We start from the raw sequence: 15,958 nt of genomic DNA on the forward strand, positions 1-15,958 counted from the left end.
TCGCCATGACCCGCGCCGCCTGGCGCGCACGATCGGCGAGCAGATCGGCGACCACCGCCGCGCGCACGTCGCCGAGCGGGCGCGGCGCGGCGGGGACACGCTTGCCGAGCGCGACGACCGCGAAGCCGCCATCGGTCCCCATCGGCACCATCTGCGGCGAATCGCCGTCCTGTGCGGCATAACCTGCGGCCACGACCTGCGCGAGCATGGGATCGGGTTTAGCGCCGGGTATCGTCGGATCGACGCCGTTCGCGGCGAGCGCGGGGGTGGTGACCGGGGTCAGCTTGCGGTCCGCGACCACTTCGTCGAACGTCGCGTTCTTCGCCAGCGCATCGTCGATCGCATCGTGGATCGCCGCGAGCGCGACCTGCGTCTTCTGTTTCGTCAGTTCGGGCAGCAGCAATGGCTTCGCCTGCTCGAGCGATTTGGCCGCGACCTGATCGATCGACTGCACCGCAGCGACGGTGAAGCCGAGCGGTCCCCGGACCGGCCCGACGACCGCGCCTTTCGCCGCGGCGAACACCGCATCGGCGACCGCAGGCGAACTGGTGGCCGCATAGGCCGCCTTGTCGACTTCGGACCGCGTCGAGGCTTCGAGCCCGGCAGCTTTCGCGGCATCGGCGATCGACTGCCCGCCCTTGACCTTCGCGGCGATCGCGGCGGCACCGGCCTGATCGAGCACGACGACCTGCTGGATCGTCCGGCGCTCGGTCGCGGCGAAGCGCGCCGCCTGCGCCTTGTACGCCGCGGCGACGTCGGCATCGGTCGGCGTCGACTCCGCTCGCACCTGGTCGGGCGTGACGATCGCATAGCGGATCACGCGGCGCTGGGGCAGGCCGTAGCGGCCGACGTTACGCCTATAGAAAGTCGCGACCTCCGCGTCGGTCGGTGCGGGACCGGCGGCCATCGCCTTGGCAGGAACGAAGCCGATCGACCCGCTGCGCTGCTCCAAGAGCAGCGAGGCATAGGGAAGCGCGAGCTGCATCGGCGTCTGCGTCGCGCCCGAGGTCGGCAGGACGAGCTGCTGCGCCATCGTGTCGCGCGCGATGTCCTCACGGATACCCTGATCGGTCAAGTGACGCTGCGCCAGCAACTGTTGATAGATTTGCGGCGAGAATTGTCCGGTCGCGCTTTGCAGCCCGGGGATGCTCGCGATCTGGCCGTCGACCGTGCGCTTGCTGACCGCCATGCCCTGGCCGGTCCCGAATTCGGTGAACGCCAAGCTGGTGATGAGCCGCGCGAGCGACCCGTCGAGCCCGCCGCCGTTGATGTACGTCGCCATGTCGAGCGTCGGCTGTTGCTGGCGGAAGCCCTCCATGTCGCTCTGCGCGCGGCTGCGCAGCTGGGCGATGGTCACCTCGCCCTTGCCGACCTTGGCCGCATCGTTGCCCGTCAGGCCGCCCATGCCGGTGGTGCGCAAGCCCGTCACGTCGCTGGCCGCGAACGCCAGCGCGGCGGCCCCCAGCAGCACGAAGGTCACCACCAGGCCCAGTCTCGATTTGATGATGCGGCGGAAGAAACCGAGCATGAAGGTCCGTTCGTGGTTCTCGTACGTCGATCGCTTTAGGGGCGGGGCGTTCGGGCTTCAACCCGCGGCGATGCTGCGCTACCGGGTCCGGCAAGGGAGAACGAGATGCGGCGCAAGCTGGTGGTCGGCAATTGGAAGATGAACGGTTCGCTGGCGACGATCGCCGAACTGGACGCGATCGCGGCAGCGGCAGGTCGCGCGCCCGGCATCGATGTCGCGGTGGCGATGCCGGCGACGCTGATCGCGCCCGCCGTCGCGCGGATGCCGGGCTTCGCGATCGGCGCGCAGGATGTGCACCAGGACAAGAGCGGCGCGCATACCGGCTGCGTCTCCGCGGACATGGTGCGCGAGGCGGGCGCTGCCTTCACGATCGTCGGCCATAGCGAGCGGCGCACCGACCAGCACGAAACCGACGCGGACGTGAAGGCCAAGGCGGAGACCGCACGCGGCGCAGGACTGTCGGTCATCCTGTGCGTCGGGGAGACGCTGACGCAGCGCGATGCCGGCGAGGCCGAACGCGTGGTGACCGATCAACTCGCCGCGTCGCTGCCCGCTGGTGCCGCGGCGGACTGGCTGGCCATCGCCTACGAGCCGATCTGGGCGATCGGTACCGGCCGCGTGCCGGGCGAGGCGGATGCCGCCGCGATGCATGGTGCGATCCGGGCGGCGTTGTGCGGGTTGCTGGGCGAGGCGGGGGCGGCCGTCCGCATTCTGTATGGCGGATCGGTGACGGGGGAGAATGCGGGCCTGCTGCTCCATATCGAGGATGTCGACGGCGCGCTGGTAGGCGGGGCGAGTCTCACAGCCGCAAAGTTCGTGCCGATCGTGGAAGCCGCGCAAAGGTGACGAAAGTGGCCCAGCACCGGGTCGCACGATGGATCGTTCAGCATTGTTATGGTGCCGCAACATTTGTCTGGATCGTGCGCTACCTGACGCTCGGTCATATTCCGATCGTGCAACGCCCGATATGGGCCGACTGGTTCGACCAAAGCCGCTACCTGACCTCTGCGATCGCGCTGGCGGGCGGCGATCTGTCGGCCGGTGCACATTGGTATCCGCTGGCCTATCCGCTGATCGCCGCACCGTTCGTGTGGGTGATGCCGGGCGATCCGTTCGTCCTGCCCGATCTGCTGCTGTTTCTCATCGCCTGCGCAGGGTTCCAGCGTGCGGTCGGCACGCTCGGGGTCGAACGAGGCGCGGCGACGCTGATCTTTTCCGCCGCTGCGTTCGTGCAGCAGGACGTTGCCGCGGCATGGGTCAATCCCTGGACCAGCACGTTGTCCGCTGCACTCATCTGGTGGCTTCTTGCCGGCACCATCGCATCGTTCGACGGGACAGCGCCGCCGCTTGCCCGTTCGCGTGCCTTTGTACTGGGCGCACTGGCGGGTGCGTTGCCGCTCGTCCGTCCGGTCGACGCGCTGGTGAGTTTAACCTGCCTCGCCGCCGCCGGCGGTGCGGTGGTGCTTCATCGACGGCTGACCCCTGCCGCCATGCTGGCCACGCTCGTCGGTGGTCTGGCGGTGTGCGTGCCCTACGGGTTGCTCCATCTCGCCATCTACGGTCCGCACCCAAGCGCTTATATGATCGCGGCGGCGCAGACGGGGTTCGTGCCCGGCGACCTCGGCTGGAAGGCGCATGTCCTACTCGTCGATCCACGGCCATGGTTTCCGGGTACCGCGTCGATCCTCGAGACGCTGCCCTGGATCGTCCCCGGTGCCGCGGGGCTGATCGCGTTTGGGATCGTGGAACCCGGTCGTGCGCGCGCGATCCTGGCGTTGCTCGCCATCGTCGCCGTGCCGGTCAGCGCGTTGGTGCTGAGCTATGTCGATCTTCAGCCGCCCGGACTTTGGCGGTTTTGCAATATCCACTATTTCAAATGGCTGTTCCCGCTGTTCGGTGTCGGGATCCTGCTATGGTGGCGGCTGCTGGAGACGACGCGCGGGCAGGGCGCGCTGGCAGGCGCGATGCTGGCGTTGCTCCTCCCGCTCGGCATCCGGATCGATCCCGTCGCGGTGGCCGCCGACGTGCCCGCGCGGATGCTGTTCTTCCGCGGCGACCGGCAGCGCGACTGGCAGGACGCCTATTTCGCGCAGGCGACGGTATCCGACGGATCGGGCGTTCAGGCGAACGTCCGCGATTTCCACCAGGTGCCCGACGCGGACGGCGAACGCGCGGTCGCCGTCCGCCGCCTGTTCGGTGCCGATCCGCGGCGCAGCGACCCGAGCGAACCCGGCGGCGGCGTCCGGGGACAGCGTCCCTATGCTCGCTACGGACAGCGGATCACCTTCGGGCTGCCCTGATCCGGCGCGCTACCCGTACCGCGCCTTCAGCACCGCATAGGTCGCCCGCAACGCATAGGCGTCGCCGCCCTTGGGACGCCCGGGCCGGGCGGTCGGACGCCAGGCGAAGACATCGAGATGCGCCCAAGCGATTCCAGCCGGTACGAACCGGCGCAGGAACAGCGCGGCGGTGATCGCGCCGGCGAACCCGCCCTCGGGCGCGTTGACCATGTCTGCCACGTCCGACTTCAGCAGGTCGTCGTAACCGTCCCACAGCGGCAATCGCCAGACCGGGTCCGCCGCCGCGACGCCCGCGGCGAGCAGATCCGCCGCGAGCGCCTCGTCATCGGTGAACAGCGGCGGCAGGTCGGGGCCGAGCGCCACGCGCGCCGCGCCGGTCAGCGTCGCGAAGTCGAGGATCAGCTCGGGTGCCGCCTCGCCCGCGCGGGTCAGCGCGTCGCCCAAAATCAGGCGACCCTCCGCATCCGTGTTGGTGTTCTCCACACTCAGGCCCCTGCGAGACATCAGCACGTCGCCGGGGCGGAAGGCATCGCCGGCGATGGCATTCTCGACCGCTGGGATCAGCAGGTGCAGCCGGACCTTCAGCTTCGCCTCGATCACCAGTCGCGCCAGCGCCAACGCATGCGCCGCGCCGCCCATGTCCTTCTTCATCAGCCGCATGCCGGCGGAGGGCTTGATGTCGAGGCCGCCGGTGTCGAACGTCACGCCCTTGCCGACGATCGCGATCCGGGGATGCTGGGGGTCGCCCCATTCCAGCTCGATCAGCCGCGGTGCGCGATCCCTGGCCGCCGCCTGACCAACCGCGTGGATCATCGGATAGCCGGTGGCGAGCGCATCGCCGCGCGTGACCGTCAGCATCGCGCCTGTCGCCTTCGCCAGCGCGGCGGCGGCATCTTCCAGCTGCTGCGGGCCGAGGTCGCCGGCACCGGTGTTGACGAGATCGCGGACGTGACCGGTGGCCTCGGCCAAACCTACCGCCTCCGCGATTCGCGCCGGTTCGGCGGTCAGCAGGATGCGCGGGCCTTCGCCATCGGGCTTGCGGTAGCGGTCGAAGCGGTACTGGCCCAGCAGCCAGCCGAGCAGGCCGACGCCCCGATCGCTGTCGGCGATCCGGTAGGTGCCTTCGGGCAGCGTCTCGGCGAGTCTGGCCAATGCCCAGGGAGAGGCGATGTCCGCGATCGTCGCGACGACACGCGTCTCGTCGCGGTCGGCGGGGACGACGGCGTGCGTCCCGGGCTTGCCGGCAAAGCGTTGTGCGGCGAGCAGCGCGCGGGTGGGGGCAGACTGAGTCAGACGCCAGGCGTCGAACGCATCGGGGGCGAGGAGATGGATCGCACGCGCCGGCTGGCCGCGATCGGGCTGGAGCAGTGAGGTGAAGTCGGTCATTTTCGGGGTGTTACTCAGGATCGTCCTGCAACGGAACGTGAATCAACCCCGCCCCGGCGAAGGCTGGGGCCCAGTTGCGAAACAATGGTAACGACGCGACTAACCTCGCCTGCTGGACCATCGCAACTGGGCCCCGGCCTGCGCCGGGGTGGGGCTATATCCTATGGCGCGCCCGATCGCTCACTCCGCCGGCGTCACCAGAAACTGCTCGTACCGCCCGCCCGCCCGCTCTTCGGCATAGGTGGTGATCGTCAGCGTCCGACCGGGATAGGTCAGCCGGTAATTGCGGTTGACGAACCCGCCCCGCAGCCGCGTCTTGCCGATCTGCAGGAACGCGGCGGGCGTGCCGAGCGGGGCAAGGCTCGCGGCATAGTCGGTCCGCGCGGCGGACGTGAAGTAGAAGCCGGCATCGTCGGTGAGGATCGCCCGGTCCAGCGTGCCAGCCTGCAATTGCGCATAGGCCGAACTGGCCTGGGCGAGCGCCGCGGTGTCGTCCGCATCGGCGGCGGCGGCGGGCAGCACGATCTTCGATAAACCGGCGGCGATCCGGCTCTGGGCATTGCCGAACCAGGCGTTGACCAGGACGACGATCGCGGCATGGTCGTCGGGATAGACGATATTCTCGGACAGGAACCCTACCGCCTCGCCGCTATGTTCGACGAACCGCCGGCCGCCCGATATGCCGATATCGACACCGAGGCCGTATCCGGTCGCGCTGCCGTCCGCCAGTTTCACCGGCGTTTCCTGAAGCGCCCAATCCGCGGCGGGCAATATGCTTCGGGTGAGCCGGGCGATGTCCCATTTGGCGAGGTCGCCGGCGCTCATCGCCAGTTCGCCCGCGGCATACAGCCAGCCATGCGCCGCCGGGGTCTCGACCCGAACCGGACCGAGGCCGTAGCGCTTGTAGCCTTGCGGAAACCCCGCACCGATCGCCAGATCCTGGTCGATCGCACGGATGCCGAGCGGATGCAGGATATGCGACTGGAGGAAGGCGAGCAGCGGTTGGCCGGACACCTTCTCGACGATCATCCCCGCGACGACATAGCCGGTGTTCGAATATTGCCACTGCGTCCCCGGCGCGAAATCGAGCGGTTTCCTCGCCCAGCGATCGACGATCTGTCGCGGTGTCACCGGGATCGCCATCGCGGCGAAGCTGTAATCCTGCGGCCAGTAATCCTGCAGCCCGGCGGTATGGCTCAGCAACTGTCGGATCGTGATCGTGTCGCCGCCGGTGATGCCGGGCACGTACCCGGAAACGTGATCGTCGAGCGTCAGCTTGCCCTGATCCTGCAACAGCAGGATCGCGGCGGCGGTGAACTGCTTGGAGATCGACGCGATCTGATAGAGCGCGGCCGGGTCGGCCTTTGCGATCGTCTCGGACTGTTTGCCATAGGCGTGCGCGAATATGATCCGGTCTCCGCGGACGATCGCGATCGAGGCGGAAGGGACGCCGGTGTCCTTCAATGCGTCGGCGACGACGGGGTCGACCTGCGCGATCTCCGCGGGAGACAGCGCCTGCGCGGCGAGGGGGAGCGGGGCGAGGGTGCACAGGAGTGCGATGAAGGAACGGATCATATGGCGGTTAACAAGCATCGCAGGCCCTTGCACGCAAGCCTGTTGCGCGCGGCGCACGGAACCTTATGTCGCCTTGCGATGGCGTACCGACCGACACGATCGAGCGACTGGGGCTTTCCCCGCTGGCGTGGCTATGGCGCGTCGAGCGAGGCGACGACCGTGCGGCTCTGCGATCGACACGGGTGCACGGAACGCGGCGATTGCCCCGCGCCCAAATCCCCCAACAGCCCCGACCGCTGGTATTTCTGCGTCACGCACGCCGGCGAGTATAATCGCGGCTATAATTATTTCGAAGGCCTCAGCGCCGAGGAAGCCGCCGAGCGCGAGGCGGACGAGACGCGTACGGCGGAGGGCTATACCCAGTCACGGCACAATAGCTGGGCCGGCCCGGGGGACGGCAGCCGTTCGCGCGACGAGATGCGCGCGCTGGAGATGCTGGACCTCGAACCCGACGCCGATTTCGAGGCGATCCGCGCGGCGTGGCGGCGGCTGGCCAAGGCGAACCATCCGGATGTCCGTCCCGGCGATCCCGATGCGGCGGTGCGGTTTCAGGCGGTGCAGGCAGCCTATGAGGTGCTGCGCGCCGGGGAGGAAGCGCGGACCTGGAAGCCCTGAGGCTACGCTATGCGTAGCGTGCCGCGGTTTCCCGGATCAGCGCGATCATGTTGGGGATACCCTGCGTACGGTTCGAACTGAGCTGGTTGCCGAGATCGAACGGGGCGAGGGCGGTTGGAATGTCGGTCGCCAGGATTGCGGCCGGTGCCTGGTCCTGCACGGCCAGCAATACCAGCGCGATGATCCCCTTGGTGATCGCGGCATTGGAGTCGGCCAGGAAATGCAACGTGCTGTCGCGCCGCTGCGGATAGACCCAGACCGACGCGGAGCAGCCGCGAACCAGCGTGGCATCGGTCTTCAGCGCATCCGGCATCGGTTCCAGCGTGCGGCCCAGATCGATCAGCATACGGTAGCGATCGTCGGGTTCGAGAAAGTCGTATTCGTCGTGGATATCGGTCAGGCTGGCCATGCGTGCCCGGTACAGGCGGGGGCAGGGCGGGGCAATGTCGTTAAAGTTCCACCCCCGCCGCGATCGCCTCCAGCTTGCGGATACGTTCCTTCAAATCCGCGATCTCGATCCGCGCGCCGGCCTGCGGTGACGGCACCGGGCCGTCGCGGCGGGCGAATTCCTGCGCCTTCAGCGCCAGCCAGCCGCGCCATCCGGCCAGCGTGCCTGCGATCAGCATCGCCAAGCCGGCCAGACCGGCCGCGGCCAGCAGCAATGTCGTATTGGGATCGTGCATGGTCGCCTGCTCCCTATTGGTCGCGCAGCCGCTCGATCTGGCGATCGAGGTCGAGGCTGCCGTGATTGTCGGTGATGACGCGTTCCAGCACCTGGATGCGGTCCTTCATCGCCCGCATCTCCTCGCGCATCCGCATCGTGTCCGCGCTTTCGACCGGCTGGGTCTCCGCGATCCGACCGTGCGCCCGGTAGCGGCTTTGCAGCACGCGGCCGACGATCACGATCAGCACGATCAGCACGGTCATTGTTTCGCCGTTTATCATCGAGCCAGTCTTTCCCTGAAAGAATGTTGGTTTAGTTGGTCAACCGCTCGTCGCGCAGCTGATCGATCTCAAGCGCCAGGTCCGCGCCGCGATCGGTCGCGATCCGTTCCAGCACCCGGACGCGCTGTTCGAGCCGTTCGGTCTGCGCGGCATATTGCGCGGCCTTCTCAGCCACCCGGTCGGCCTCCAGCTCCATCTTGCGGTGCTGCAACTGCATCCAGGGGCGGAACACCATCGACGACAGGATGGCGACGATGGGGATCATCAATGCGATGATCGGGATCAGGAACGGGCTCATTCGGTAATACTCCCTAGCGGTCGCGCAGCGCCTCGATCTCGCGAGCGGTGCGCTCGGCGGGATCGGTGGCGATGCGTTCGAGGACGGCGAGGCGTCCCTCCAGGCGACCGATCTTGCTGGTCAGCTTCTCGTTCTCGGTCGAGAGGAGATGCACCTGGCGTTCGGCGGCAAGGTCGGTGGCCCCGATGGAGCGGCGGCTGCGGCGGTCGCTGCGCTCCTCAGGCGGCAGGCCGGCTTTGGCGCGCACCCACATTTTCGCGGTGCCGCCGAAGATCGAGAGCGCGATGATGGCGAGGACGAAGAGTTGTCCGTCATGCATGGCAGTGGTTCCCGTTGGATAAGGTTGGGGTCAGCGCAGGCTGTCGATCTCGGCGGCCAGGGTGCTGCTGTGGCGGGTGGTGTAATGCGTTTCGATATCCGCCAGCCGGCGATCGACGTCGCGCAGCTTCGACCGGACCTCGGCAGTCGACCGCTTGGGGTTAGTGCGCACACCCTGCCAGAACTTCTCGTCCGCGGCGTTCTGGTACAGCCCAATCGGCTTCGGCGTGCCCATCCAGGCGATCAGCCAATAGGCGATAAAGGTCCAGGGGAAGCCCACGCCCGTCACCGTCAGCATGACGAAGGCCAGGCGGATCCAAAGCGTGTCGACGCCCACATAATCGGCGATCCCGGCGCAGACGCCCTTCCATTTGGCATTCTGCTTGTCGAGGTAGAATTGGGTGCGGCTGTCGGACATCTCAGTTCCTCCGATCGATATGATAGTTGGTCGACTGCGGGGCGTTGAGGCCCGGCTTCCAGTCGGGATTGTCCGCCGCGACGATGCGCTCGACGGTGTTCACCCGGTCCTCGAGGCGGCGCGCGAGGTTGAACATCTCGTCGAGCAGGTTCTCGTCCTCCGGCGTGATCTTGGAAGCAGTCTTCCACTTGGTGACGTAGTGGAAGATGATCCAAGGCAATCCCAAGAAGATTGCGGGAATGACGATGATTTCCGATCCCATAACTCACCCCTCCTTGTTCAAGCGCGCCTTAAGCGCAGCAAGTTCGGCGTCGACACGGTCGCTTTGGCGCAGTTCGGCGATTTCCTCGTCGAGCGTCTTGACGCTGCCAATGCCCATCGCCTCGGCGCGACCCTCGGCATCGTCGACGCGGCGTTCGAGGGTGTCGAAGCGGCTGAACGCGTCCTGCGTCTTGGGGCCTGCATACATTTCGCGCAGCTTGACGCGGTTGTTCGCGCTTTCCAGCCGGGTCTGGACGTTGGTCTGCTTGGCACGCGCCTCGCGCAGCTTGGTCTGGAGCTTGGCGATGTCCTCTTCGGACGCGCGGAGCGCATCGTCGAGAACGCCGACCTCCGCTTTCAACTGGTCGGCCATGTCGGCCGCCTTCTGACGCTCGGCGAGGGCGGCCTTGGCCAGATCCTCGCGGTTCTTCGACAGCGCCAGTTCGGCCTTTTCGGTCCAGTTCGCCTGGAGCGCGTCGAGCTTGCCGATATGGCGGCGCATCTCCTTCTGGTCGGCGATGGTGCGCGCGGCGGAGGCGCGGACCTCGACCAACGTTTCCTCCATCTCGAGGATGATCATGCGGATCATCTTCGCCGGATCTTCCGCCTTCTCCAGAAGATCGGCGAAATTGGCGGCGACGATGTCGCGGGTGCGGGAAAAGATACCCATAGATTGCTCCTGTCGGGTTACGCGCTTGGCCGGAGAATACACGCTCCGGCCGAAAGGGTCACGCCGTGGCGTGGATCGCCGCAGGGGTCGCAGCTACCGCATTCGCCGGGCCGACCGCACCGAGCACGGCGACCGAGCTGCAGACGATGGTGAGGGCGATGGCGGCGATGGTGCGGCCGAAGTCGAACTTGGTCATGGGAATATCCTTTGGAGCGATCGGGACCGCCAAGCGGCGGGTTACCCAGTGCTTTGCATCCGCCGTGCCAATTTCGATAGTGGTGCGATAACAGTGGCTTACATGATTTTCGCGCGTTCGGCATCGTTCGGCGCTTGCAAATAGATGGCGAATTCCGCCACACCTTGGCCATGGAACGCGCAAGCCAGGTCATCGGAGAATCCGGCGCGTTCATGGCCGCGCTGGAACGTGCCAGCCGCGCCGCCGCACTCGATCGTCCGGTGCTCGTGATCGGGGAGCGCGGGACCGGCAAGGAACTGGTCGCGGAACGCCTCCACCGGCTGAGCCATCGATGGGATCAGCCGCTGGTCATCATGAATTGCGCGGCATTGCCCGAAACGCTGATCGAGGCGGAGTTGTTCGGGCACGAGGCGGGGGCGTTCACCGGCGCGACCAAGGCTCGGACCGGACGGTTCGAGGAGGCGGACGGCGGCACGTTGTTTCTCGACGAGCTTGGGACGCTGTCGATGGGCGCGCAGGAACGTCTGCTGCGCGCGGTGGAATATGGCGAGATCAACCGGATCGGGTCCTCGCGCCCGACACGTGTGGACGTCCGTATCGTCGCCGCGACCAACGAGCACCTGCCCGACAAGGTCGCGCGCCACGAATTCCGCGCCGATCTGCTCGACCGCCTGTGCTTCGAAGTGGTGACGCTGCCGCCGCTTCGGATGCGCGGCGGGGACGTGATGGTGCTGGCGGACCATTTCGCGCGGCGGATGGCGGCGGAGCTGGATTGGGCGAAATGGCCGGGCTTCGGCCCGGGCGCGGTCGATGCGCTGCGGCATCACAGCTGGCCGGGCAATGTCCGCGAATTGCGCAACGTGGTGGAGCGCGCGGTGTATCGCTGGGAGGGCGGCGGACCCGTCGATGCCATCGAGATCGATCCGTTCCTGTCCCCCTATCGCCCCGGCCAAACGCCCTCCGCCGCGGCCGCCGCACCGCCGCCCGCGACGCCGCGCGACGACGAGCCGATCGCGGCCTGCGATGCAGGTCCTTCCGATTTCAAGTCGCGCGTGGCACGGTTCGAGAGCGATCTGCTATCGCGTACGCTGGCCGAACACCGCTTCAACCAGCGCCAGGCGGCGGAGGGGCTGGGTCTCAGCTACGATCAATTTCGTCACGCATTGCGCCGCCATGGATTGATCGGGACGTCGGCGTAACGATATCGATGGCCGAGGGAGCGATGTGGCGCGCCCCGCGTTGAGCCGGCGATATCCAAGGAGAGCCCAATGGCGTTCGAGCTACCCCCGCTGCCTTACGACTATGACGCACTGGAACCCGTCATCTCGCAAGAGACCATGCATTTCCATCACGACAAGCACCACAAGGCCTATACCGACAAGCTGAACGAGGGCGTTGCGAACGATCCCGCGCTCGAGGGCAAGACGATCGAGGACATCCTCGCCATGATATCGTCGCAGCCGCCGCTGATCCGCAACAATGGTGGCGGTTATTGGAACCATGATTTCTTCTGGAAGACGATGAAGAAGGGTGGCGGCACGCCGTCGGGCCGGCTGGCCGACGCGATCGAAACCTATGGCGGGCTCGACAAATTGAAAGAGGATTTCAACGCCAAGGGCGTCGGCCAGTTCGGTTCGGGCTGGGCCTGGGTCGTCACCGATGGATCGGGCGCGCTGAAAGTCACGAGCACGCCCAATCAGGATAATCCCCTGATGGACGACGCCAAGGAACCGGGCACGCCGCTGCTCGGCAACGACGTCTGGGAACACGCCTATTACCTGACATACATGAACGATCGGCCCGGCTATTTGAAGGCATGGTGGGACATCGTCGACTGGGACATCGTCGGCGAGCGTTACGCGGACGCGACCGCGGGTTGACGAATAGGCACCCGGTGGCAATCGGGTGCCCCATTCGCTAGACCTGGGGCGGGAAGCAGGGGTTTTGGCATGGCTATGGGTCTGAAGACCTATCTGGAGTCCATACGCGCGCGGGACCCCGCGCCGCGGTCGCTTGCGGAAATACTGTTGTATCCGGGGGTCTGGGCGGTGGCGTGGCACCGCGTCGCGCATTGGCTGTTCGGACGCCGGCTGTTCTTTCTCGCCCGCGCGGTGAACCATTTCGCTCGCGCGACGACGGCGATCGACATCCACCCTGGTGCGACGATCGGACGCAATTTCTTCATCGACCATGGATTCGTCGTCATTGGCGAGACCGCGCTGATCGGCGACGACGTGACGATCTATCAATGCGTCACGCTCGGCGGTACCAATCCCGCCAACGGCATCGCCGGCAAGCGCCATCCGACGTTGGCGGACGGGTCGATCATCGGCTCCGGCGCGCAGGTGCTCGGTCCGATCACGGTCGGGCGCGGGGCGCGGATCGGTGCGAACGCGGTCGTGACGAAGGATGTGCCCGAAGGCGCGGTGATGGTCGGCATCCCGGCCCGAGCGACGATGGTGGCCGGCGGTGCCGCGCCGGCACCCGCGCCGTTCCTTGCCTATGGTACGCCCTGCAGCGACATGTTCGATCCCGCGACGCAGAAACTGGAACTCATGCGCTGCGAATTGGAGACGATGCGGCGGCGGCTCGATGCGTTGATCGAGAGGCCCGAGGAGGAACGCGACCGCGCCTGATGGGCATCGTCACGCCTTTTCCCTCGCCGCATGGCAAACCGAGCCAGGTCGGCTTCGAACGGCTGGAGCTGACGCGGATCCTCGATTTGTACGGACGGATGGTCGCCGCGGGGCATTGGCGCGACTATGCGATCGAACTCGGCCGCGACGTCGCTGTCTTCGCCGCGTTCCGTCGTACCACGGAACGCCCGGAGTTCAGGATCGAAAAGCGACCAAGCCTGCGCGGCAAGCAAGGCATGTGGGCGCTGGTCGGTGAGCACGGTGTGGTGCTGAAACGCGGGCATGATCTGGGACCCGTCCTCGCGCCGGTCGAGCGGCGGCTCATGAAGGTCGTCGAGGGCTGACCTCCGCCGCCAGCGGGACGCGTGCGCTGATCGACGCCGGCAGCAGCGGCAGCAGCGCGCGGCGCATCGATTGCCAGAAGGCGGACAGCATCAGCAGGCTCGACCCGATCACGATGATCGCGACGGCGAACCCGGCACCCGATGCGCCGATCCGCGAGATGAGGTAGATCGCGGCGACCAGCACATAGGCCAGCGCCGAGACCAGGATCGCGCGCCGATCGACCGCCAGCGCCACGACCGCGAGCGCCGCATAGACGATCAGCGCCAGCACCGCGGCCAGCGTCGCATGCCCCGTATCGGTCCCCGCGCCGTGCATCGCGACCAGATTGATGCCGATCAGCATGAAGATCGGATGGACGATCAGCGGCGACGCGGCGAGGTGCAGCCAGAAGGCGACGTCGGACCGGCGGGTCAGCCGCGCGCGATCCTGCATGTCCCACCACATCGCGTAGGCGAAGATCGCGAGCCCGCCGATCAGCACGACGCCCAGCAACCACTGGCCGAGATTGGGGTAGGCGGCGACCGCGATCAGCGTGAAGACCAGCCGCGCGATCGCGCCGACCCCGAGTGCGATCGTGATCGGCACCGCGAAACGCCGCCAATGCGCCCAGCAGGCGACGACCACGATCGCCGCCGACGCGGCCTGGACGAGCAGGAACGAACGCGACCCGCCCGCACCGGCGAAGACACCCCAGAAGCCGGGATATTGCGGGATCCCCACACTCTCGTACGGTCCGGCCAGATAGGGATACAGCGCCAGTCCGCCGAGATAGAGGCCGCCGACGAACGCCAGCACGAAGATGATGCTCGGTAGAGCCATGCGCCGCTGAAGCGTGAAATACTCGGCCATGCCCCAGGCCGCGGCGGCGACCGCTACCCCGGCCAGCCAAGGCGCGACCGACCCGCCCAGCCAGCCCGCGCCGACGAGGACCAGGATGCCGGCGATCGCCACGAAGATGTCGTTGAACCCGGTGACGAGCCGGAACTGTTCCTCATCCGCGCCCGGCGCGCTGCGTATGCCCGAAACGTGAGCACGGAGCGCCGCCGCTGCTTCCGGCGTTAAATTCCCGGCCGCGACGGCCGATTCGATCTCCGCTTCGCTATACATCCGCGCCTCCTGCGGACGGATGCTAGCTTGCGTGTCTTGTCGGCGCAATACACGAACGAAACGGATGCGCGCGTCACCCCGCCTGCAGCGCCCGCCCGATCATCATCGACTGTTCGGCCCCCATTTGCGGGACGATTTCGCCGGTACGATCGGTGATCGCGGCCCAGTTCGCCGCCACGCCGTCGGCGGACAGATCATCGCCCTTCAGCAGCTTGCCCGGGGTCAGCGTGACGTAGGAGGTCTGGAAAACGCCGGCACCTGCGCCGAGAATCACGTTGGTGGGTGCATCCTCCGACACCAGGAACACCGCGCCGGGAGCGACCTTGTCGGGGGAGAACGCCTTGAACGCCTCGTCGGGAAACAGCCCCTCGGTCATGCGCGTGCCCGCTGTCGGAGCGATCGTATTGACCTTGATGTTGTTCTTCGCACCCTCGATCGCAAGCGTCTTCGCCAGGCCGGCGAGGCCGAGCTTCGCCGCGCCGTAATTGGCCTGGCCGAAATTGCCGAACAGCCCTGTGGAGGACGACGTCATCAGGATGCGACCGTAATTCTGGTCGCGCATCATGTCCCATACCGCCTTGGTCGCGAAGGCCGACCCGATGAGATGGACGTCGACGACGAACTTGAAATCGTCGGGCGTCATCTTGGCAAAGCTCTTGTCGCGCAGCACGCCCGCGTTGTTGATGAGGATGTGGACGCCGCCCCAGGCCTCCTTGGCCTTCGCGACCATTTCGGCCATCTGATCATATTCGGCGACGTTGCCGCCGTTCGACATCGCGGTGCCGCCCGCCGCCTCGATTTCCTCGACGACCTTCAGCGCGGCGTCCGAATGGCCGGTACCGTCGCGGCTGCCGCCCAGATCGTTGACCACCACTTTCGCACCGCGACGCGCCAGTTCCAGCGCATATTCACGACCCAGGCCGCCGCCGGCCCCGGTGACGATCGCGACCCTGTCGTCGAAACGGATGGACATGAAAAAGGCGCTCCTGCTTGTCGTTGGAGCGCCTTTCCCTAATCCGTCCCGCGCGGGGCGCAACCGATTGCGATTACTTCTTGTGCTTGCGCGCGTGGGTCGAACCCGCGCCCTGCTTGCACTCGTCGAACTGGCCGGGCTTGCACGGCGGATAGGACGCTTGTGCCGCCGGGGCCGGAAACGCCTGGGCAGGGCTCGGCGCAGCCTGGAAGGTCGGCGTCACACCCGGCGTCGGCGTACCCTGAAGGGCCGGTGCTGCGGGCTGGTAGCCGCCGGGGCTCATCGTGCCCATCGGCTGGCCGGCGGGGGCCGGTGCGGCCGGTGCCATCGCGGGATCGGCGGAAGCAGGCGCAGCCGGCGGCGCGGCGGCAGGATCGGCGGGGGCCG

At 67.1% G+C, this 15,958-nt stretch carries 22 protein-coding genes; 7 read left to right on the top strand and 15 right to left on the bottom strand.

Going from position 1 to position 15,958, the window contains the following annotated elements; all coding sequences use genetic code 11:
* On the bottom strand, positions 1-1,528 hold a 1,528-nt coding region (locus HUU99_RS14625), incomplete at its 3' end, for a peptidylprolyl isomerase (protein WP_174287312.1).
* A gap of 105 nt (positions 1,529-1,633) precedes the next feature.
* Between HUU99_RS14625 and tpiA the strand changes: the two genes are divergently transcribed.
* Both tpiA and HUU99_RS14635 read left to right on the top strand, forming a co-directional pair.
* A complete protein-coding gene (tpiA, locus tag HUU99_RS14630) occupies positions 1,634-2,374 on the top strand; it encodes a triose-phosphate isomerase (protein WP_174287313.1) in 741 nt (246 codons plus the stop codon).
* Entirely contained in the window at positions 2,371-3,828 is a 1,458-nt protein-coding gene (locus HUU99_RS14635) for a hypothetical protein (RefSeq protein ID WP_174287314.1), read from the top strand. The genes tpiA and HUU99_RS14635 overlap by 4 nt, the downstream gene beginning before the upstream one ends.
* Positions 3,829-3,837: 9 nt before the next feature.
* On the opposite strand, the gene HUU99_RS14640 is transcribed toward HUU99_RS14635, so the two are convergent.
* Both HUU99_RS14640 and HUU99_RS14645 read right to left on the bottom strand, forming a co-directional pair.
* Positions 3,838-5,214, bottom strand: coding sequence for a leucyl aminopeptidase family protein (locus HUU99_RS14640; protein ID WP_174287315.1), 1,377 nt, complete (start codon positions 5,212-5,214; stop codon positions 3,838-3,840).
* 180 nt (positions 5,215-5,394) lie between these two features.
* Positions 5,395-6,789, bottom strand: coding sequence for a serine hydrolase domain-containing protein (locus HUU99_RS14645; RefSeq protein ID WP_174287316.1), 1,395 nt, complete (start codon positions 6,787-6,789; stop codon positions 5,395-5,397).
* Positions 6,790-6,867: 78 nt separating this feature from the next.
* Between HUU99_RS14645 and HUU99_RS14650 the strand changes: the two genes are divergently transcribed.
* A complete protein-coding gene (locus tag HUU99_RS14650) occupies positions 6,868-7,404 on the top strand; it encodes a J domain-containing protein (RefSeq protein ID WP_174287317.1) in 537 nt (178 codons plus the stop codon).
* A 7-nt stretch (positions 7,405-7,411) separates the two neighbouring features.
* Here HUU99_RS14650 and HUU99_RS14655 read toward each other — a convergent pair whose 3' ends face one another.
* The 9 genes from HUU99_RS14655 to HUU99_RS14695 are packed head-to-tail and all read right to left on the bottom strand — an operon-like array spanning position 7,412 to position 10,510.
* Positions 7,412-7,813 (bottom strand): SufE family protein, encoded by a 402-nt coding sequence (locus tag HUU99_RS14655; RefSeq protein ID WP_174287318.1) that lies wholly within the window; start codon positions 7,811-7,813, stop codon positions 7,412-7,414.
* A 40-nt stretch (positions 7,814-7,853) separates the two neighbouring features.
* Positions 7,854-8,087: a hypothetical protein gene (locus HUU99_RS14660; RefSeq protein WP_174287319.1), complete on the bottom strand. Its 234-nt coding sequence runs from the start codon at positions 8,085-8,087 to the stop codon at positions 7,854-7,856.
* 13 nt (positions 8,088-8,100) lie between these two features.
* On the bottom strand, positions 8,101-8,331 hold the full coding sequence (locus tag HUU99_RS14665; protein WP_174287320.1) for a hypothetical protein: 231 nt from the start codon (positions 8,329-8,331) through the stop codon (positions 8,101-8,103).
* Positions 8,332-8,380: 49 nt separating this feature from the next.
* A complete protein-coding gene (locus HUU99_RS14670; RefSeq protein ID WP_174287321.1) occupies positions 8,381-8,647 on the bottom strand; it encodes a hypothetical protein in 267 nt (88 codons plus the stop codon).
* Between the two features lie 13 nt (positions 8,648-8,660).
* Complete coding sequence (locus HUU99_RS14675; RefSeq protein WP_174287322.1) at positions 8,661-8,966, bottom strand: hypothetical protein; 306 nt, start codon at positions 8,964-8,966, stop codon at positions 8,661-8,663.
* A 30-nt stretch (positions 8,967-8,996) separates the two neighbouring features.
* Positions 8,997-9,383, bottom strand: a complete 387-nt coding sequence (locus HUU99_RS14680) for a PspC domain-containing protein (protein ID WP_174287323.1) — start codon at positions 9,381-9,383, stop codon at positions 8,997-8,999.
* A 1-nt stretch (position 9,384) separates the two neighbouring features.
* Entirely contained in the window at positions 9,385-9,645 is a 261-nt protein-coding gene (gene pspB, locus HUU99_RS14685) for an envelope stress response membrane protein PspB (protein ID WP_174287324.1), read from the bottom strand.
* 3 nt (positions 9,646-9,648) lie between these two features.
* The gene (pspA, locus tag HUU99_RS14690; RefSeq protein WP_174287325.1) at positions 9,649-10,314 is read right to left on the bottom strand and encodes a phage shock protein PspA; all 666 of its coding nucleotides are present in this window, start codon (positions 10,312-10,314) and stop codon (positions 9,649-9,651) included.
* Positions 10,315-10,372: 58 nt separating this feature from the next.
* Entirely contained in the window at positions 10,373-10,510 is a 138-nt protein-coding gene (locus tag HUU99_RS14695) for a hypothetical protein (RefSeq protein WP_174287326.1), read from the bottom strand.
* A 170-nt stretch (positions 10,511-10,680) separates the two neighbouring features.
* On the opposite strand from HUU99_RS14695, the gene pspF reads away from it, so the two are divergent.
* The 4 genes from pspF to HUU99_RS14715 all read left to right on the top strand — a co-directional run bounded on the left by pspF (position 10,681) and on the right by HUU99_RS14715 (position 13,490).
* Positions 10,681-11,709 carry a phage shock protein operon transcriptional activator gene (gene pspF, locus HUU99_RS14700; RefSeq protein WP_174287327.1) on the top strand — a complete coding sequence of 343 codons (1,029 nt, stop codon included), beginning with the start codon at positions 10,681-10,683 and terminating at the stop codon, positions 11,707-11,709.
* 69 nt (positions 11,710-11,778) lie between these two features.
* On the top strand, positions 11,779-12,390 hold the full coding sequence (locus HUU99_RS14705; RefSeq protein WP_174287328.1) for a superoxide dismutase: 612 nt from the start codon (positions 11,779-11,781) through the stop codon (positions 12,388-12,390).
* A 69-nt stretch (positions 12,391-12,459) separates the two neighbouring features.
* Complete coding sequence (epsC, locus tag HUU99_RS14710; protein ID WP_375380244.1) at positions 12,460-13,146, top strand: serine O-acetyltransferase EpsC; 687 nt, start codon at positions 12,460-12,462, stop codon at positions 13,144-13,146.
* Positions 13,146-13,490, top strand: coding sequence for a DUF2794 domain-containing protein (locus HUU99_RS14715; protein ID WP_174287329.1), 345 nt, complete (start codon positions 13,146-13,148; stop codon positions 13,488-13,490). The genes epsC and HUU99_RS14715 overlap by 1 nt, the downstream gene beginning before the upstream one ends.
* Here the strand turns inward: HUU99_RS14715 and HUU99_RS14720 are convergent.
* From HUU99_RS14720 to HUU99_RS14730, 3 genes are all read right to left on the bottom strand, one after another.
* Positions 13,468-14,598: a hypothetical protein gene (locus tag HUU99_RS14720; protein WP_174287330.1), complete on the bottom strand. Its 1,131-nt coding sequence runs from the start codon at positions 14,596-14,598 to the stop codon at positions 13,468-13,470. The two genes, HUU99_RS14715 and HUU99_RS14720, sit on opposite strands and share 23 nt — an antisense overlap.
* Before the next feature lie 73 nt (positions 14,599-14,671).
* Positions 14,672-15,571, bottom strand: a complete 900-nt coding sequence (locus HUU99_RS14725) for an SDR family NAD(P)-dependent oxidoreductase (protein ID WP_174287331.1) — start codon at positions 15,569-15,571, stop codon at positions 14,672-14,674.
* Positions 15,572-15,644: 73 nt separating this feature from the next.
* Positions 15,645-15,958, bottom strand: a 314-nt coding sequence (locus HUU99_RS14730) for a hypothetical protein (protein WP_174287332.1), incomplete at its 5' end; no start/stop codon positions are given.

The sequence above is a fragment of the Sphingomonas bacterium genome (genome assembly GCF_903642285.1).
Taxonomy (GTDB): Bacteria; Pseudomonadota; Alphaproteobacteria; order Sphingomonadales; family Sphingomonadaceae; genus Sphingomonas.